General features: G+C 63.1%; 21 protein-coding genes. 19 read left to right on the forward strand and 2 right to left on the reverse strand.

Features of this window, described 5'->3' with window-relative positions; all coding sequences use genetic code 11:
* Positions 1-27: 27 nt before the first annotated feature.
* The 6 genes from arfB (at position 28) to SIB46_RS09340 (ending at position 4,761) form a co-directional block, all read left to right on the forward strand.
* Positions 28-459, forward strand: a complete 432-nt coding sequence (gene arfB, locus SIB46_RS09315) for an alternative ribosome rescue aminoacyl-tRNA hydrolase ArfB (protein ID WP_413295898.1) — start codon at positions 28-30, stop codon at positions 457-459.
* A 67-nt stretch (positions 460-526) separates the two neighbouring features.
* A complete protein-coding gene (locus tag SIB46_RS09320; RefSeq protein WP_413295899.1) occupies positions 527-1,174 on the forward strand; it encodes a ParA family protein in 648 nt (215 codons plus the stop codon).
* Positions 1,175-1,185: 11 nt separating this feature from the next.
* The gene (locus tag SIB46_RS09325) at positions 1,186-2,232 is read left to right on the forward strand and encodes an SGNH/GDSL hydrolase family protein (protein ID WP_413295900.1); all 1,047 of its coding nucleotides are present in this window, start codon (positions 1,186-1,188) and stop codon (positions 2,230-2,232) included.
* Positions 2,233-2,267: 35 nt separating this feature from the next.
* Positions 2,268-2,804 (forward strand): hypothetical protein, encoded by a 537-nt coding sequence (locus tag SIB46_RS09330; protein WP_413295901.1) that lies wholly within the window; start codon positions 2,268-2,270, stop codon positions 2,802-2,804.
* Complete coding sequence (locus SIB46_RS09335; protein WP_413295902.1) at positions 2,801-3,100, forward strand: hypothetical protein; 300 nt, start codon at positions 2,801-2,803, stop codon at positions 3,098-3,100. Before SIB46_RS09330 ends, SIB46_RS09335 begins: the two co-directional genes overlap by 4 nt.
* Positions 3,100-4,761, forward strand: a complete 1,662-nt coding sequence (locus SIB46_RS09340; RefSeq protein ID WP_413295903.1) for an ABC1 kinase family protein — start codon at positions 3,100-3,102, stop codon at positions 4,759-4,761. Before SIB46_RS09335 ends, SIB46_RS09340 begins: the two co-directional genes overlap by 1 nt.
* Here the strand turns inward: SIB46_RS09340 and eno are convergent, their stop codons facing one another.
* Positions 4,762-6,060, reverse strand: coding sequence for a phosphopyruvate hydratase (gene eno / locus SIB46_RS09345; RefSeq protein WP_413297762.1), 1,299 nt, complete (start codon positions 6,058-6,060; stop codon positions 4,762-4,764).
* A gap of 74 nt (positions 6,061-6,134) precedes the next feature.
* On the opposite strand from eno, the gene gloA reads away from it, so the two are divergent.
* The 13 genes from gloA (at position 6,135) to SIB46_RS09410 (ending at position 17,155) form a co-directional block, all read left to right on the forward strand.
* Positions 6,135-6,539: a lactoylglutathione lyase gene (gene gloA / locus SIB46_RS09350; RefSeq protein WP_413295904.1), complete on the forward strand. Its 405-nt coding sequence runs from the start codon at positions 6,135-6,137 to the stop codon at positions 6,537-6,539.
* The gene (locus SIB46_RS09355; protein ID WP_413295905.1) at positions 6,526-9,186 is read left to right on the forward strand and encodes an ATP-dependent Clp protease ATP-binding subunit; all 2,661 of its coding nucleotides are present in this window, start codon (positions 6,526-6,528) and stop codon (positions 9,184-9,186) included. Before gloA ends, SIB46_RS09355 begins: the two co-directional genes overlap by 14 nt.
* A gap of 38 nt (positions 9,187-9,224) precedes the next feature.
* Positions 9,225-9,524 (forward strand): preprotein translocase subunit SecE, encoded by a 300-nt coding sequence (secE, locus tag SIB46_RS09360; protein ID WP_255445412.1) that lies wholly within the window; start codon positions 9,225-9,227, stop codon positions 9,522-9,524.
* Positions 9,525-9,529: 5 nt separating this feature from the next.
* Positions 9,530-10,186 (forward strand): transcription termination/antitermination protein NusG, encoded by a 657-nt coding sequence (nusG, locus tag SIB46_RS09365; protein ID WP_413295906.1) that lies wholly within the window; start codon positions 9,530-9,532, stop codon positions 10,184-10,186.
* Positions 10,187-10,273: 87 nt separating this feature from the next.
* Positions 10,274-10,699, forward strand: coding sequence for a 50S ribosomal protein L11 (rplK, locus tag SIB46_RS09370; protein ID WP_011936770.1), 426 nt, complete (start codon positions 10,274-10,276; stop codon positions 10,697-10,699).
* Between the two features lie 72 nt (positions 10,700-10,771).
* Positions 10,772-11,479 (forward strand): 50S ribosomal protein L1, encoded by a 708-nt coding sequence (gene rplA / locus SIB46_RS09375; protein ID WP_413295907.1) that lies wholly within the window; start codon positions 10,772-10,774, stop codon positions 11,477-11,479.
* Between the two features lie 243 nt (positions 11,480-11,722).
* A complete protein-coding gene (rplJ, locus tag SIB46_RS09380) occupies positions 11,723-12,247 on the forward strand; it encodes a 50S ribosomal protein L10 (RefSeq protein ID WP_413295908.1) in 525 nt (174 codons plus the stop codon).
* A 39-nt stretch (positions 12,248-12,286) separates the two neighbouring features.
* Positions 12,287-12,679 carry a 50S ribosomal protein L7/L12 gene (rplL, locus tag SIB46_RS09385; protein ID WP_413295909.1) on the forward strand — a complete coding sequence of 131 codons (393 nt, stop codon included), beginning with the start codon at positions 12,287-12,289 and terminating at the stop codon, positions 12,677-12,679.
* 244 nt (positions 12,680-12,923) lie between these two features.
* Positions 12,924-13,667 (forward strand): ribonuclease H family protein, encoded by a 744-nt coding sequence (locus tag SIB46_RS09390; RefSeq protein WP_413295910.1) that lies wholly within the window; start codon positions 12,924-12,926, stop codon positions 13,665-13,667.
* Positions 13,664-14,818 carry a quinone-dependent dihydroorotate dehydrogenase gene (locus tag SIB46_RS09395; RefSeq protein ID WP_413295911.1) on the forward strand — a complete coding sequence of 385 codons (1,155 nt, stop codon included), beginning with the start codon at positions 13,664-13,666 and terminating at the stop codon, positions 14,816-14,818. Before SIB46_RS09390 ends, SIB46_RS09395 begins: the two co-directional genes overlap by 4 nt.
* A gap of 38 nt (positions 14,819-14,856) precedes the next feature.
* Positions 14,857-15,783, forward strand: a complete 927-nt coding sequence (gene pilM / locus SIB46_RS09400) for a type IV pilus biogenesis protein PilM (RefSeq protein ID WP_413295912.1) — start codon at positions 14,857-14,859, stop codon at positions 15,781-15,783.
* Positions 15,780-16,454 carry a PilN domain-containing protein gene (locus tag SIB46_RS09405; RefSeq protein ID WP_413295913.1) on the forward strand — a complete coding sequence of 225 codons (675 nt, stop codon included), beginning with the start codon at positions 15,780-15,782 and terminating at the stop codon, positions 16,452-16,454. Before pilM ends, SIB46_RS09405 begins: the two co-directional genes overlap by 4 nt.
* Entirely contained in the window at positions 16,451-17,155 is a 705-nt protein-coding gene (locus tag SIB46_RS09410) for a hypothetical protein (RefSeq protein WP_413295914.1), read from the forward strand. The genes SIB46_RS09405 and SIB46_RS09410 overlap by 4 nt, the downstream gene beginning before the upstream one ends.
* Here SIB46_RS09410 and SIB46_RS09415 read toward each other — a convergent pair.
* On the reverse strand, positions 17,103-17,879 hold the full coding sequence (locus tag SIB46_RS09415) for a pentapeptide repeat-containing protein (RefSeq protein WP_413295915.1): 777 nt from the start codon (positions 17,877-17,879) through the stop codon (positions 17,103-17,105). The genes SIB46_RS09410 and SIB46_RS09415 overlap by 53 nt on opposite strands.
* Positions 17,880-17,922: the final 43 nt, after the last annotated feature.

Consider the following 17,922-nt stretch of genomic DNA (forward strand, 5'->3'; position numbering starts at 1 on the left):
GTTTTTGTTGGCTCTTAGTTGTTGTTTATGGCTGATCTGCCAGTAACTAAATCTTTTGTTGTCCCCGCCGCTGAGCTGCAATGGCGCTTCACGCGTTCCTCCGGCCCAGGCGGGCAGAACGTCAACAAGTTGGAAACCGCTGTTGAGCTGCTGTTTGACCTGCAGGCTTCCGTGGTCTTGGGAGAGGTTCGCCGTCAGCGCCTGCAAGAGCGTTTGGGCTCCAAGCTCAGTGGCGGGGTGTTGCGGGTTGTGGCCGCTGAGCATCGCTCCCAATGGCGCAATCGGGAGTTGGCCCTCGAGCGGCTGGCGCAGTTGTTGCGCGAAGGCCTGAAGCCGCCGCCGAAGCCACGCCGCGCCACCAAGCCCACGCGCGGTTCGCAGCGTCGCCGCTTGGATGCCAAGAAACAGCGCGGTCAGCTCAAGCAGCAGCGTCAACGACGCCATCACAGCGACGACTGAGGCTCTGTCAGCACACCAGCAGCAGCCCCTTGCGTTTCATTTTTTGCTGCTTACTCTCTGCCAAAAAGTGTTCGTAACTGTTTTTGGTCAGAAAGGCGGTGTAGCCAAAACCTGCACCAGCATCCACCTAGCCAGTGTTTGGGCTCAGCAGGGTTACGCCGTCTGCGTTGTTGATGCGGACCGCAACCGCTCGGCAACCGCCTATGCAGCCAGAGGCCTTCTGGGTTTTGACGTTGTGCCTGTTGAGGCTGCCGCCAAAGCCACCCGTTCGGCTCAGATCGTGATCACCGATGGCCAGGCCAGTAGCCATGAGGATGAATTGAAGAACCTCTCAGCTGGCTCCGACATCGTTGTGCTGCCCACCACGTCGCAAGCGCGCTCGGTGGAGCTCACGATTGAAATGTCGGCGATTTTGCGGGGCTACGGCATCCGCCATGCGGCCTTGCTGGTGAAGGTTGATACGCGCAAGCAGCGTTTCGCTGATGAGGCGCGCGACACCCTCGAGGGTTTTGGCCTTGAGGTGCTGGATGGCTCCATTCCTTTGCTCGCCGCTTTTGACAAAGCCGAAGTTCAGGGCGTCACCGTGCGGGAGGCCGTGGATGACAAAGGCCGTTCCGACCCGCGCCGCATGACGGGCTGGGCGGCCTATTGCGCTGCCGCCAATCAATTGCAGGCCATTTTGAAAACCGATTCAGCCGATAACCTGGCCGCCTGATCCCAGGCTGAATGCAAGCGCTGCGCGCCAATCTGCTGCTGCTGCTGTTCAGCTTGGTGTTCTGCTTGGTGGGTGCTGAGCTGGCCTTGAGGTTCCTCCGGCTTGGTTTTAACAATGCGCCGCTGAACCCCAGCGCTACCCGACACCACCAGCATCCAACCAATTACACCTTTCAGGCCTATTCGCTGCAGGACGAATGGGGCGGCTTTGAAATCCAAACCGATCGCTTTGGCAACCGTTCCCTCAAGGGCCTCTGTGAGTTCCCAGCTGCAGGGCCCAAGCGGCATCTGCTGCTGTTGGGGGACTCGTTTGTTGAAGGCTTTCAGGTCAGTGATGCCGACAGCATCGCTGGCCAGTTGCAGCAGCAACTCTGCCGGGAGGGTGTGGCCGTTCACAACCTGGGGGTGAGCAGCTACTCACCCGTGCTCTCAGAGATTCAGCTGCGTGAATACCAGCAGCAACACCCCCAGGGACCGGAGCTTCTAGCGGGTGGTGTGGTGGTTCATCTGCTTTATGACAACGACATCGGTGGTGACCAGGGCTATGGAAGTCAGCTCAAGACTGATTCCAATGGAGAGTTGGTGGTTTCTAGTGAAACTCAGCTCTCGCCTTTGGAGCGGTTGGCACGGGTTTCGTATTTGGCGCGCTTGCTGCGCCGCGCTCAGCTCACCGTGATTGAGCTGGGGCACCGCCAGGAGATCACCACAGCCCAGAAGAGCCCAGCTGCTGCCATTGCGGGAGATCAATGCCAGCGCTCAGCAGCCGAGCTGGAGCCCACCCGCCGTGCCTTGGCTGCCATCCGGGATCGCGTGGCAGCCGGTGGCGGCCGCTACCTGATCTCCGCGGTGCCCAGCGATCCCCGCAAGGGCCCACACCTTGAGCCCTGCTTTGCCCAATTGGCCCAAGAGCTTGATGTGCCCTATGTGCCCATGGCGCCAGAGTTGCTGCGCCAGCCCCAGGCGTTTTATTTCACCCATGACATACACCTCAACCCCCAGGGCAATCGCTACGCGGCTGAGCAACTGCTGCAGGCCCTGCCCGGGGAGGTGAGGTCATGACGATGATGAGTTCGAAGAAGCGCACTCCACGGCCTGTGGCTGCACAACCAGCTCAGAAGCGGCGCCGGCCAGCGCGGCGCCCCAACCCTTGGAATCCCATGGGGCCGTTGATGGTGGGTCTGTGTTTTGGCTTGGCCTATGTGGTCACGGGCCGCCTCTTGGAAGATCGCCTTGGCGGCCTGGTTCCGTTGGGCCGGCGTTTTTCCAGCAAGCCTGTGCCCGGCTTGACGCTGGAGAGTTTGCGCATGCGCTATGGCGCCGAACGGGTCAATTTGCTCGGGCCATCACCGCAGTTGCTTCCCGAACCGGAGCCGATTGATGCCGCTGTGCTTCCCGCTCCGGAGTTGTTTGTGGATCCTGAGCCTGTCGATCGTTCAGCGCTTCCAGTCCCGGAGTTGTTCCCACAGCCTGAAGCGGTTGATTCTTCGGTGCTTCCAGCACCTGAGATTGTCGAGAGTCCTGAGTTGCCCCTGGTGGATCCGCTCCAGGATCTGCCCCCTTGGCCGCGGCCGCTGCCACAACCACCGTCGTCTTCTGCCACAGTCGGAGCGCCGCCTCCTGTTTGGCGATGAGCACCCCGGAAACTTTGGTGCAAGCCGCCTTGAATCGTTTGGCTGCCCGTCTTGGCAGCAGCGCCATGGATGCGGCTGCACAGTTCAGCGTGATGGCGCAGGACGCTCCGCAAAAGCTGCAGCAAGAACTGGAACTGTTTTGGCAGGAGGTGCAGCAGGAAGCTGAGCGCATCGAACAACCCCAGACCCCAGCGGCTGAATCCAGTGAAGCGGCCCCGGAGAATCTGCAGGATCAGCTCGACGGTTTGCGCGCTCAAGTGGCCAACTTTTCGCGGCGCCTAGAGGAGCCCAGCTAATGGCGCGATTGCGCAGTGTGCTGCGCTCCTTGCGCATCTGGTCGGTCGTGGTGGTGCTGCTCAGCCGCCTCTGGTGGGATGGTCGGCGCTGGACCTATCTGAGCGCGGCTAGCGACGAAGCCATTGAGCGACGTCAGCGCCGTTTGGCCCGCTGGCTGCTGCATGAACTTCTGGGTTTAGGTTCGGCCTTCATCAAGCTTGGCCAGCTGCTCTCGGCCAGACCTGATCTGCTGCCGGCCCCCTGGGTGGAGCAGTTAGCGCAACTGCAAGATCGGGTGCCGTCGTTTCCGTTCCCGCAGGCGGAGGCTCTGCTGGAAGCTGAGTTGGGACCGCGCCGCAGCGAGATTATGCGGATCGAGCCCAGGCCATTGGGTTCCGCGAGCTTGGCCCAGGTGCATCGCGCCACCTTGCACAGCGGGCGCGATGTGGTGTTGAAGCTGCAGCGGCCGGGGTTGGAGAAGCTCTTCCGCCTCGACTTGCAAGTGATGGAGCAGGTGGCTGCAGTGCTGCAGCGTCATCCCAATTGGGGTCGTGGGCGCGATTGGGTGGCGATGGCCCGTGAATGCCGGCGCGTGCTGCTGCGCGAGTTGGATTTCCGCTTGGAAGCCGAGCATGCGGCCCGCTTTCGCCAACAGTTTTTGGATGATCCCGATGTGCGCATTCCCGCGGTCATCTGGGAGCTCACTACAAGGCGCGTGCTCTGCCTGGACTATGTGCCTGGGACCAAGATCACCGATCGCGAGGCTTTGCTGCAGCGCGGTATCGATCCGGTCGCTGTCGCTGAAAAAGGAGCCGCTAGCTACCTGCAGCAGCTCGTGCTCTACGGCTTTTTCCATGCTGATCCCCATCCCGGCAACTTGGCGGTTGCTGATGACGGAGCACTCATCTACTACGACTTCGGGATGATGGGGCAGATCCCTCCCCGCCTGCGCAGTCGTTTTGGCTCGATGGTGACGGCGGCCGCGGCGCGCGATGCCGGCGGTTTGGTGGAGGAGTTGCAGGCCGCTGGGGTGATCAGTACCACCATCGATGCCGGTCCGGTGCGCCGCTTGGTGCGCGTGATGCTCGATGACGCCTTGACGCCGCCCTTCCCGAGCAATGTGCTCGATCGCCTCTCAGGTGATCTCTATGCCTTGGTCTACGGGCAGCCGTTTCAGCTGCCGGTCGATCTGATTTTTGTGATGCGGGCCCTCTCCACTTTTGAAGGTGTCGGCCGCGCCTTGGATCCCGGCTTTAGCTTGGTGGCGATCGCCAAGCCCAAGCTTCTTCCCCTCATGACTGCCAGCGGTAATGGCCCCAACGAGCTGATCAATGAGCTGGGTCGTCAAGTGGGTGCCTTGGGCACGCGAGCTGTAACCCTGCCGCGGCGTCTGGATTCCAGCCTGGAGCGCCTGGAGCAGGGTGATCTGCAACTGCAGATTCGCCTGGGTGAATCCGATCGGCAATTCCGCCGCATGGCGACTGCTCAGCACGCCATTGGCCAGTCCGTGCTGCTGGGCTGTTTGGCTTTAGCGGCCGCTCTGCTCGGAGCCAGTAGTCGTCCGGTATGGGCTGTTGCGCCTCTGGTGGCAGGGGTACCCGTTGGTTTGAGTTGGCTCAAGCTGCAGTTGAGGCTGCAGCGTGATCAACGGCTCGAGCAGCTTCCCGGCCAGCAGCGCTGATCAGCGGCGCCCGCGTGGGCCGCGGCCTTGGGTGCCGGCATACACCGCTTGGCTGCCCAGCTCGTCTTCGATGCGCAGCAGCTGGTTGTACTTGGCTATGCGCTCCGAGCGGCTGAGGGATCCGGTCTTGATTTGACCAGCGCCGGTGGCCACAGCCAGATCGGCGATGGTGGTGTCTTCGGTTTCGCCGCTGCGGTGGCTGATCACGCTGGTGTACCCATTGCGGCCGCCCAGGTCGATCGCTTGCAGCGTTTCGCTCAGTGAACCGATCTGATTCACCTTGATCAGGATTGAATTGGCGACGCCCAGATCGATGCCCCGCTGCAGGCGGGTGCTGTTGGTGACGAACAGGTCATCGCCCACCAGCTGCACCGAACCGCCGAGGCGCTCGGTCAACAGCTTCCAGCCATCCCAGTCGTCTTCAGCCAGGCCGTCTTCGATCGACACGATCGGGTAACGGCTGACCAGCTGGGCCAGCTGATCAACCATCTCGGCGCTGCTGTAGTTGCCGCCGCCAAAGCTGTAGCGGCCGTCTTTGTAGAACTCGGTGCTGGCCACATCGAGGGCCAAGGCAATTTGCTCACCGGGCTTGTACCCGGCTTTCTCGATGGCGCGCACGAGCAAGTCGCCAGCGGCATCGTTGCCATCGAGGTTGGGGGCAAAGCCGCCCTCATCGCCAACGGCTGTGGAGAGGCCTTGTTCGTTCAGTAGGCCTTTGAGGGTGTGGAACACCTCAGCACCCCAGCGCAGCGCTTCGCGGAAGCTGCCGGCGCCGTGGGGCACGATCATGAATTCCTGGAAATCCAGGTTATTGGTGGCGTGCTCGCCGCCATTGATCACGTTCATCAGCGGCACCGGCAGCACCGTTGCCGATGGGCCACCCAGGTAGCGGTACAGGGGCAGGCCAACCCCGTTGGCGGCTGCGCGGGCCACGGCCATGCTCACCGCCAAGATTGCATTGGCACCAAGGCTGGATTTATTGGCGCTGCCATCGAGTTCGTTCATGGCGCCATCAACGGCCACCTGATCGAGGGCGCTCAGTCCGCAGAGGGCTGGGGCGAGCCGCTCTTCCACATTGCTGACGGCTTGGTTGACCCCTTTGCCGAAATAACGCGTGGCATCGCCATCGCGCAGCTCATGGGCTTCGTGGGCACCGGTGCTGGCGCCGCTGGGCACGATCGCCCGGCCGCTGGCGCCCCCCTCGAGCAACACCTCGGCTTCGACGGTTGGGGTGCCGCGGGAGTCCAACACTTCCCGTGCCACCACGGTGTCGATCACAAGGTCGAGAGAGTCGAACACAGCGGTCTCATCTGGCGGGCTCATTATGCAGATGGGCCCTGCACAATGAGCTCAGCTAGAGCCATCAACGCACCATGCGTTTGCTGCACACCATGCTTCGGGTGGGCGATCTGGAGCGCTCCCTCGCCTTCTACACCGAGGTGCTCAAGATGAGCCTGCTGCGTCGCAAGGATTACCCCAGCGGGCGCTTCACCCTTGCATTTGTGGGCTATGGCCCTGAGTCTGATCAAACGGTGCTGGAGCTCACCCACAACTGGGACACCAGCAGCTACGCGCTGGGTGAGGGCTATGGCCACATCGCCTTGGGCGTGGATGACATCTATGGCACCTGCGAGCAAATTCGCCAGCAGGGCGGCAAGGTGGTGCGTGAACCCGGTCCGATGAAGCACGGCTCCACCGTCATCGCCTTTGTGGAGGATCCGGATGGCTACAAGGTGGAACTGATCCAGTTGAGCTCTCGAGCCGATGCGGCTGCCTGATTCCCGTTTCAGCCTCACCACCGAGCCAGAACGTTTCAACGATCTCGCATGGGATCTGCTCCTCGGCGCCCAGGAGGAAGCCCGCCGCTGGCGTCACGGTGAGATGGATGTCGAGCACCTGGTGCTGGCCTTGCTCGATGAGCAACGGCTGCGGCCGCTGCTGAACACCTTGCGCCTGCAGGGCGCAGAGCTGCGCGACGATCTCGAAGACTTTTGTGCCCGCCAGCCCACCCGCAGCAGCAACACGCTCTATGTGGGCGATGACCTGGAGCTGCTGTTGGATGTCGCCGAGCAGGAACGCCAGCAGCAGGGAGCTGCCACCATCGATGAACGGCATCTGTTGCTGGCCCTCGCCAATGATGAGCGTCTCGGCGGCGCCCTGTTGCAGCGCCAGGGCCTGAGCCGTTCCCAGCTCGATGAGCAATTGCAGCCTTTGGGCGTGGCCATGGCCGAACCCGTGGCACCTCCGGTGCCAGCGGCAGCCGCTCCACGCCCGGTCGCCATCGATCAGCCCAGCGTTCAGCAGCCCGCCCACCCCAGTGCCGACGCTGGCGCCTTAGCCCAATACGGCCGCGACCTCACCGCCTTGGCCAAGGCCGGCAGCCTGGATCCGGTGATTGGCCGCAGCGCTGACATTCGGCGGCTGATTCAGGTGCTCTCGCGCCGCAACAAGAACAATCCCGTGTTGATTGGCGAGGCCGGCGTTGGCAAGACCGCCATTGCGGAGCTGTTGGCCCAGCGGATGGTGGCCGGTGAAGTGCCCGATTCCCTCAAAGGCCGCCGTTTGATCTCGTTGGATCTCGGCGCTTTGATCGCTGGTGCCAAATACCGCGGTCAGTTCGAAGAGCGCTTACGCAGCGTTCTGGAGGAGATCGCCGCCTGTGATGAAGGCAGTGAAGGGGTGGTGCTGTTCATCGATGAAATCCACACCCTGGTGAACGGTGATCGTGCGGGCGCCGATGCCGGCAGCGTGCTCAAACCAGCCTTGGCCAGAGGTGAGTTGCGCTGCATCGGGGCCACCACCATCGAGGAATACCGCCGCACGCTGGAGAAAGATCCTGTGCTGAACCGGCGCTTCCAGCAGCTGTTGATCAAGGAACCAGCCCTGGATGTGTCGCTGGAGATCCTGCGTGGTGTGCGCGAGCGCTACGAGCTGCACCACGGCGTCAGCATTGGCGATGACGCCCTCGAGGCGGCGGTGCGTCTGGCAGATCGCTACATCAGCGATCGTTGCCTGCCCGATAAGGCGATCGATCTGATTGATGAAGCGGCCGCTGATTTGAAGATGGAGGCCACCTCCAAGCCGGCGGTGGTGGAAGCGGCCGAGGCCGAATTGCGCCGCATCGAACGCTCGCTGTTGGCCGCTGAGCAGGCGCCCATGGAGGAGCGGGTGCAGCACCAGCAGCGCCGCAGCGACGCCCTCGACAAACTCGAGCAACTGCAAGACCGCTGGCAGCACGAGCGTCAGCAGCTTCAGGATTTGCGTCAGCTGCAACAGCGTGAGGAGGAGCTGCGCCACGGCATCGCTGAGGCCGAGCGGCTCACGGAGTGGGAAGACATGGCTCGCTTGCAGGTGGAGCTGGAGCAAGACGTGCAGCGTCGCCGGCAGGAGCTGGAGGTGGAGCTGCAGCAGCCCGGCCGCCTGTTGCGGGACTTGGTGGCGGCCCAAGACATTGCCGATGTGGTGGCCCGCACCACCGGCATCCCTGTGCAGCGCTTGATGGCCGGTGAGCGCCAGAAGCTGCTGGAACTGGAAAACCGCCTCGGCGAGAAGGTGCTCGGCCAGCCCGATGCCGTCGCTGCTGTGGCAGCGGCGATTCGCCGCGCCCGCGCTGGCATGAAAGATTCGCGGCGGCCCGTTGGCTCCTTTCTGTTCTTGGGCCCCACCGGTGTGGGTAAAACCGAGCTGGCCCGCACCTTGGCCGCGAACCTCTTCGATGAAGACGAGGCGCTGGTGCGGCTCGATATGAGCGAGTTCATGGAGCGCAATGCCGTGGCCCGCTTGATCGGGGCACCGCCGGGCTATGTGGGCTACGAGGAAGGTGGCCAGCTCACCGAAGCGGTGCGTAGCCGGCCCTATGCGGTGGTGCTGCTCGATGAAGTTGAGAAGGCGCACCCCGAGGTGTTCAACCTGCTGCTGCAGGTGCTCGATGACGGCCGCCTCAGCGATTCCCAGGGCCGCAGCGTGGATTTCCGCCACACCGTGGTGGTGATGACCAGCAATCTCGCCAGCCGCGCCATCCTCAGCCACGCCCGCGATGGCGATACGGCGGCGCTGGAAGCGGAGATCGACAGCAGCTTGGCGGCCCAGTTCCGGCCGGAATTCCTCAATCGCATCGATGAAGTGATTCGCTTCCGTCCGCTGCAACCAGACGACCTGGTGCCAATCCTGCGCTTGCAGCTCGCCGAATTGGCCGCCCTGCTGGCCGAGCAAGAGCTGCCCTTGCAGGTGGATGAGGCGGTCATCCAGTGGCTGGCCACCGAGAGCTACGACCCGGAATACGGGGCCCGGCCCCTGCGGCGACTGCTGCGCCGGCGTTTGGAAAACCCCCTGGCGACTGAGTTGCTCGCAGAGCGCTACCAAGGCGCCGCCGGGGTCCAGGTGAGCCTCGAGGAGGGCAGCCTGAGCTTCAGCCCAGTTCTGTAGGCTGTTTGTTTGCGGTTCATCCCCCGCGACGGAGGAGTGTGGTTTTCAGCCAGCCGAACAAATCTGGTGATCCCACGGCCCCTGAGGGGGCGGTGATTGAGGCTGAAGCCAAGCCTGAGAACGGCAACGCTGCAGCTTCTCAGCCCCCTGGTGCCCCTCGGGAGCCCCGTGGGCCCATTGAGTCCACCTTGGCTGAGCTGCGTCGCGTGGTTTGGCCAAGCCGCCAGCAACTGATCAGTGAGTCCGTCGCTGTTCTGTTGATGGTCACCCTCTCGGCTGCTGCGATCGCGTCATTGGATCGCTTCTTCCGCTGGATGTCCCAGCTCGTTTTCCGTTGATCGCCTTGTCAGAGCTCACCGAACCCCTTAACGATCAAGACGCCCTTGAGGCGGCTGATTCAGCTGTAGCCGGCGAGGAGCAGGCCGAGAGCAAACCGCAGGTTGCTCGCTGGTATGCCGTTCAGGTGGCCTCGAGCTGCGAGAAGAAGGTCAAAGCCACCCTTGAGCAGCGGGCGGTGACTTTGGGGGTCTCCAATCGCATCTTGGAGATCGAGATCCCCCAGACCCCGGCGGTCAAGATCAAAAAAGACGGTTCCCGTCAAAGCACCGAAGAAAAGGTGTTCCCCGGCTATGTGCTGATTCGCATGGTCATGGATGAGGACACTGAGCAAGCGGTGCGCAGTACCCCCAACGTGATCAACTTCGTTGGTCATGAGGAGCGCCGCACCACTGGCCGTGTGCGCGGCCGCATCAAGCCCCGTCCCCTGAGTCGCTCGGAGGTGAACCGCATCTTCAAGCGGGCTCAAGAGAAGAAACCTGTCGTCAAGGTCGATTTGTCCGAAGGCGATCGGATCACCGTCACCGCTGGTCCCTTCAAGGACTTCTCCGGTGAGGTCATCGAGATCTCCGGCGATCGCAGCAAACTCAAAGCTCTGCTGTCGATCTTTGGCCGGGAAACCCCGGTGGAGCTCGAGTTCTCCCAGATCAGCAAAGACAGCTGATCTCAGGGCCGTCCCGCTGCGGGGGTCGGCCTTTTGTCCAGCGCCCCTCGTCGGGTGCACCGCAGCACTGTCCCGTCCGTCAAATCGATGGCTAAAAAAGTCACCGCCGTCATCAAGCTGGCCCTGCAGGCTGGCAAGGCCAACCCGGCGCCTCCCGTGGGTCCTGCCCTCGGTCAGCACGGGGTCAACATCATGGCCTTCTGTAAGGAGTACAACGCCCGTACCCAGGACAAAGCCGGTTTTGTGATCCCGGTGGAGATCTCGGTCTTTGAAGACCGCAGTTTCACCTTCATCACCAAGACCCCTCCCGCGTCCGTGCTGATCGTTAAGGCAGCCGGCATCGAGAAGGGTTCCGGCGAATCCGCCAAGGGCAGCGTTGGTTCCATCACCCGGGCTCAGCTCGAGGAGATCGCCAACACCAAGCTTCCTGACCTCAACTGCAGCAGCGTTGAATCCGCCATGCGGATCATCGAAGGCACCGCCCGCAACATGGGCGTCGCCGTTAAGGACTGAGCTCCGCTCAGCCTTTTGCACACCCTTACCGGGGGAGACGGTTGATCACTGTCGCTTGCACCCCATCTCGCTATGAAATCCATTTCCAAACGCTTCAAGGCCGCCCAGGCCACCGTTGAGCCCCGCGCCTACGCCCCGCTGGAGGCGGTGTCGCTGGTCAAGACCAACGCCACGGCCAAGTTCGACGAAACCATCGAAGCCCACGTGCGTCTGGGCATCGACCCCAAATACACCGACCAACAGCTGCGCACCACCGTGGCCCTGCCGAAGGGCACTGGCCGCAGCATCCGCATTGCTGTGATCACCCGCGGCGAGAAGGTGGCGGAAGCCAAAGCCGCTGGCGCTGAGCTGGTGGGCGACGAGGAGCTCGTCGACACCATCGCTGGTGGCCAGATGGACTTCGATCTGCTGATCGCCACCCCCGACATGATGCCCAAGGTGGCCAAGCTCGGCCGGGTCCTGGGTCCCCGCGGCTTGATGCCCAACCCCAAGACCGGCACCGTCACCACCGATGTGACTAGCGCCATCAACGAATTCAAAGCCGGCAAGCTGGAGTTCCGCGCCGACCGCAGCGGCATCGTGCACGTTCAGTTCGGTAAGGCCAGCTTCAGCGCTGAGGACCTGCTGGAGAACCTCAAGTCCGTGCAAGAGACGGTGGATCGCAACAAGCCCAGCGGCGCCAAGGGCCGTTACTGGAAGAGCCTCTACATCACCTCCACCATGGGCCCTTCGGTGGAAGTGGACTTCTCCGCCCTGCAGGACCTCAGCAACGCTGAGTGACGGCCTGATACGGTAAATGACTCCGGTATTTCGCCGGAATCGGGTTTTGCACCCAGCGTTCGGCCTGAGAGCTTTGTCTCAACGGCCACTCGCAACCGAAGACAGCAGGTGGAGGCGGTTTCCGCAGCCATAAGTCCTGCCGAGGTTTGCGCATCGGTTTCACCCCTTGTGGTGCGGATCGGTTGTTGCGACCTCCACCGGTCCGCACAACCCGGCTTGTTCCCCTGATCCGATCCTCAACCTATGGGCCGCACGCTGGAGAACAAGCAACAGATCGTCGAGGAGCTCAAGCAGTTGCTCGGCGAGGCCGAAATGGCCCTGGTGCTCGATTACAAAGGCCTCTCCATCAAGGAGATGAGCGACCTCCGCGGTCGCTTGGCTGCGAACGGCATTTGCAAGGTGACCAAAAACACCTTGATGCGTCGCGCCATCGATGGCAACGACACCTGGTCCGACCTCGACCCCCTGCTCACTGGTACCAACGCCTTCGTCCTCATCAAAGGGGATGTGGGTGGTGCCGTGAAGGCCGTGCAGTCCTTCCAGAAGGACAGCAAGAAGTCGGAGCTGAAGGGAGGCCTGTTTGAAGGCCGCTTCCTCAGCCAGGACGACATCAAGGCCATCGGAGACCTGCCCTCCAAAGAGGTGCTCATGGCTCAGATCGCCGGGTCCATCAATGCTGTGGCCACCAAGCTGGCCGTCGGCGTCAACGAGGTTCCCTCTGGTCTCGCCCGCGCGCTCAAGCAGCACGCCGAAAGCGAAAACAGCTGAGTTCCACCGATCTCCCGTTCTGTTGCTCTCTTCTCAACCATGTCCGCAAAAACCGACGAAATTCTCGAGTCGTTGAAGACTCTCTCGCTGCTAGAAGCCTCTGAGCTTGTTAAGCAGATCGAGGAAGCCTTTGGTGTGTCCGCCGCCGCCTCTGCTGGCGCTGTGGTGATGGCCGCCCCTGGCGCCGCTGCTGGTGGTGGTGAAGCCGCCGAGGAAAAGACCGAATTCGACGTCATCCTCGAAAGCTTCGATGCCGCCGCCAAGATCAAGGTGCTGAAGGCTGTTCGCGAAGCCACTGGTCTCGGCCTGGCCGATGCCAAGGGCCTTGTCGAAAAGGCTCCGACCCCTGTCAAGGAAGGCATTGCCAAGGAAGCCGCCGAAGAAATGAAGAAGGCCATCGAAGAAGCCGGCGGCAAGGTCACCCTCAAGTGATCGCCCCGGTCCTCTCGGACCACCTTCATGCCCTCCGCTCCGGCGGAGGGTTTTTTTTTGCCAAGAAAAAAGCCCCGCCGAAGCGGGGCAGGAATCGGACGAGCTCAGGAGTCTGTCCTTGTTTCGACCCTGAGAAGCGTCCGCACTCCTCACACGTCATAAAACTATTTCCTCAGAGGAAAACATGCCACCCCCTGGCGAGACGGTTTTCCGAGTGGTCTGCCCCGTTGATTAGGTTCCAGTGATGCCTGCCAACGCTTCCGCTGCTGTTGACGACGCTCCGGTGGTGGTGGCCGCTGCCTGTGATGGCGCTTGCCGGGGCAACCCCGGGCCTGGAGGTTGGGGAGCTCTGCTGCGCTTCAGTGATGGCCGCGTTGAGGAGCTGGGTGGCTCAGAGGCGCAGACCACCAACAACCGCATGGAGCTCAGCGCTTGTTTGGCCTTACTCGAGCGCCTGCAGCGGTTGCCGCGGGCCCAAGGCTTGGCCATCCGCACCGACAGCAAGTATTTGATCGATGGCTACACCCGTTGGATCAACGGCTGGAAGCGCAAGGGCTGGCGCACCGCTTCTGGCGGGGCGGTGCTCAACCGTGATCTCTGGGAGGCGCTCGATGCCGCCCGCCTGCCTGATGTGGCCTTGGCCCATGTCAAAGGCCATAGCGGTGACCCCGATAACGAGCGCTGCGATGCCATTGCCGTGGCCCATTCCCACGGCCAGCAGCCAGCTGAGAGCACAGCTGCGCCCGAGCAACCTGCCGATCCGGCGCCCGCTTCGCTGCGGGATGTGCTGACGCGGCTGGAGGTGGCCGATCGCCTCGCCAGCGGCGGCTATGGCCTCACCTTGGTGGAACTGGCGCAGTTGGTGGAGCAACCCTTGCGTCAGCTGGAAAGCCGTGATGGCCCCTGGCAGTGGCGCGATTTTCAGGTGCAACCGCTGGGCGATGGCCGTTGGCAGTTGCAGCGCTCCAAGCCGGAGGTGATGCCATGAATTCCGATCCTTGGCAGCGCTGGCTGGGGCCTTTGCTCTCCGCCGATGACGGCGCTGATGCCGAGTGGATGAGCCAGTTCACGCTGAGCGCCCTCGGTCAGGCCAGCCGCTGGCGCGCTCTGCCGCCGGTGCGCGCGACGCTTGAGGCCACCGCCAAAGCGCTGCAGCGTCACGACTCTCGTTTGGCCCAGACGGTGTTTGGCTGCCGCTTTGCCAATCCGGTGGGCTTGGCGGCTGGGTTCGATAAAAACGCCGTGGCGGCTGGCATCTGGCAGGCCTTTGGCTTTGGTTTTGCCGAACTCGGCACGATCACGGCCCAGGCGCAGCCGGGGAACCCCAAGCCGCGGCTGTTTCGCTTGGCTAAGGAGCAAGCAGCCCTCAACCGCATGGGCTTCAACAACAAAGGGGTGGCAGCGGTGCAGCGGATCCTGCAGGCCCAGGGCTTGCCGCCGGTGGGCCAGCGCCCGTTGGTGCTGGGGTTGAATTTGGGCAAATCCAAAGTCACACCGCTTGAGCAGGCAGCGGATGACTACGCCAGCTCCCTGGAGGCCTTGGCTCCGCTGGCGGACTATGTGGTGATCAATGTGTCCTCACCCAACACGCCGGGATTGCGGGAGCTGCAGGATGAAACCCTGCTGCGCCAGCTGGTGGAACGCTTGCGCGGTCAGAGCGGTTGCCCGCCGCTGCTGGTCAAAATTGCCCCGGACCTAGCCGATGAAGCGATTGATGCCTTGGCCCGGCTGGCCTATGCCGAGGGCCTCGCTGGGGTGATTGCCACCAACACCAGCCTGGATCGTTTGGGGTTGGGCCAGCGGCGCTTGCTGCAAACCGGCCGCACCTTGGCGGAGGAGGCCGGTGGCCTCAGTGGCGCGCCCTTGCGCGCTCGCGCCCTCGAGGTGCTCAGGCGTTTGCGCGTCAGCGCTGGCCCGCAGTTGCCTTTGATTGGTGTGGGCGGCATCGATAGCCCCCAGGCGGCCTGGGAGCGCATCGCCGCAGGGGCCTCGCTGGTGCAGCTCTACACCGGTTGGATTTATCGCGGCCCGGAGCTGGTGCCCTGCATCCTTGATGGCCTGCTGCAACAGCTGGAGCATCACGGCTTGCCCAACATCGCTGCAGCGGTGGGTAGTGGTTTGCCCTGGCAGGAGAGCTAAGGGCGATCTAGTTTCTGCCCAGTTGCCAGTGATGTGGCGTGTTCTCGGGAGTCACCGAGCAGCTGGCCCCCCTGCGTGAGCAACTGCTCAGGCCGCTGTGCACAGGCCGTGTTGCCGTTGCCATGGAGGCGGATGCGCTCACGCTGCTGGCTTATCAGACCAACGGTGGTCAGTTGCAGCTGCAGAGCTGGCAGCAAGCGCCGCTGCCCAGTGGGGTGGTGGAGGCTGGCGTGCCTCTGCTCAGCGAGGCCTTGGGAGATCTGATTGGTGATGTGCTGCTTCAAGGGGGTCTGCAGGCACCGGGTGCTCGCGGCTTATTGCCGCCAGAAGCTGTGGTGTTGCGCTCGCTGAAGCTGCCGGCTGGCCGGCAACCCGATGCCGAGATCATGCCGTGGCTGATGGGGCAAGAGGCCGCCTTGGCCTTGCCCTTCCCGCTGGCTGAGGCGGCAGTCAGTTGGCAGCAGCGCGGCGATCACTGGCTGTTGGCCTGCATGCCCAACGATCAGCTCGATCGTTGGATCGATACCTGTGCGATTGCTGGTCTTGATCTCCATGGCCTTGAGCCATCAGTCCTGGCTGTTGAGCGCCTGTTGCCAGCGGCTCTCGAGCAGCAGGATCCACAGCAGTGGACCGGCAGCCTCGATGTGCGCGGAGAGTCTTGGCAGCTCATGCTGTGGCGGGGAGCTGTGCCGCTGCGACAGCTCAGCTTGGCGTCAGCCTCCGGGCTGGATGAACTGCAAGCTTTGATTGCGGAATTGGATGGTCAGCCGCCAACCCTATGGGTGTTGGCAGATCCTGAGCTGACTCCTCCACTGGAGAGTTGGAGCCAGCAGTTGGGCTGCCGGCTGCAGTGGATCGATGGCCTGAGCCAGGCCGCGGTGAGTGACGCCGGCGCCTGGGTGAGCCCTGCGCCGGCAGTGGTTGATCGTTTGATCGGCTTGGCCCTAGGGGGGCTGCTTCGATGACTATTGATTTGCTCGAGCAGAGGCGCGCCCAGCTGGGGGTCCCGCCTGATCGAAGGATTGCGGTTCGGCCACTGCTGATTCGCGGTGGCGTGGTCGGCTTGGCCTGCGTTGGTGTGGTGGCCCTGGCCGGTGGGTGGCTGGGCTGGCGCCAGTCCCAGCTGCAGCAGCAGGTCAGCCAGTTGCAGCCGGCGGCGTCGGCCAGTGAAGCCTTGCGTCAACAAGCCGATGGGGTGGGGCGCCAGGCGCGGCGCCTGAAAGCCGTCAACACGCAATTAGCCGAAGCCTTGGTCTCGGTTCCCTCCAGTTCGGCTTGGCTCACGGCTTTGGCCCAAGAGGTTCCAGCCGGGCTGCAGCTCACCAGTGCTGTTTCTGAAGACCGCCTGCTCAAGCTCGAGGGCGAAGCCACCGATCCCAATGGCTTTGTGCGCATCAATGGGTTGCAGTTGGGCCTGCAGCAGTCGCCGCTGTTTGTGCCATCCAGCATTCAGGTGCAAGAGGCCAAGCGCAGGGATGCCGGCCAAGCGGAGCCCTCTAGCAGCATTCGCTTTCGCTTGGGAGCGCAGTTCGGCAGCAGGATTCCGTTGCTCGATGGGCCCCAGTTGCAGGCCCTGCAGGCCCAAGGCATGGCCTACCGGCTGGCGGTGATTGAACAGTTGGGGGTGCTGCCATGACGAACTTTCAGGCTCAACCGCCGAGCCGCTTTGCCATCACACCCGAGCGCCTGGTGTTGGCCTTGCCGGCCTTGGCTGGAGGCTTGCTGGCCGCAGGACTGGCGCTGGCTTGGTTGTTGCCGGCTTGGCAGCGCAACAGCGCTCTTGAGCAGCAACGCCAGCTGCTGCAGAGCCAAGGGGAAGCACTAGTAGCCAACCGCGCCCGGCTTGGCCGCACGCGCCAGGGTCTGCAACAAGCTGAGGCTGATCAGCGCAAGCTGCTGCAGATTGTTGCGGGCACCGATCAGCTCGATACCCTGCTGGCCCAACTGGCGGTGGAAGCCGCTGCTGCTGGCGTCACCCTGGAGAGCTATCAGCCTCAGGTGCCGCCGCCAGCTCCCAGCTCCAAGCGCAGCAAAGCCAAAGGCAACGATGCGCCCCCGAGTGATCCGTTGCTGGTTGATGGCGCGTTGGTCAAACGCGAGCAGCTGGTGATGGCCTCCGGGGCATTCCCGCAACTGTTGATGTTTTTGCGCCGCATCGAGAGCCTGTCGCCCCTGGCGGTGCTCAGGGATCTCAATCTCTCGCACCCCGCCCCCGCTGGAGACGGTGAGGATTCGGCCGAGCCCACCGTGCTCAAGTTCAATTTGAGCGTTTACAGCCGCGCCCCTAAAGAAGACCCGGCCCCATCAACTTCAGGGCGTAAGGAGCCAGCTGCTTAAACAGTCCCGCCGCACCGCCCAAGATGGCGCTGCCCCAGCCGTTGCCATTGGGCTTTTTGGGGTTGTCGCGCAGCTGCTTGGACGCCTTGTCCAACTGATCAGCGAGATCGTCGATGCCGCCTTGGCGGTAGAGACGGCCGGCTTGCTGCAGATCAGCGGCTGCCTCTAGTTCACGGCCTTGTTCGCCGCGGGCGATGCCGCGGGCCAGCCAGCTGATGGCCGCTTCGGGCCGGCGAGCGATGGCGGCACTAAAGCGCTGTTCCGCTTCTGGATGACGACCTTTCAGGGCAGCTTCCACGCCACTGTTGTGGAGATCGGCATAGCTATTGGCCCCCGCTGGAACCCCTTGTGCGCCTTGCCAGTGGCTGCTGCTCAGGGCACCAGGATCCAGCTTGGCGCCAGTGAGATCGCTCTGGCGTAGGTCGCTGCCGCTCAGTTGGGCGCCGCGTAGATCAGCCCGGCTCAGGTCGGCCCCAAGCAACACCGCCTGGCGCAAATCGGCATCCCGCAGATCGGCCCCGCGCAGCTTGGCCCGGCTCAAGTTGGCTCCCTGCAGTTGGGCCTGTTGCAAATGCGCACCATTGAGCTCGGCGTGCACCAAATCGGCATCGTTGAGCGCGCAGCCTTGGCAGCTCTTGTCTTCGAGGAGCTGCTGCAGATCCTGCAGCTCGGCTGCGGCGACGGGGGTTGCCAGCAGCAACAGTGTGGCCAGGGGCCGCAGCATGGAGGTTGTGTTGCTGCTCCGTTTTATCGGTCCGAGGGCTGGG

The organism is Synechococcus sp. MIT S9452, assembly GCF_047304245.1.
Taxonomy (GTDB): domain Bacteria; phylum Cyanobacteriota; class Cyanobacteriia; order PCC-6307; family Cyanobiaceae; genus RCC307.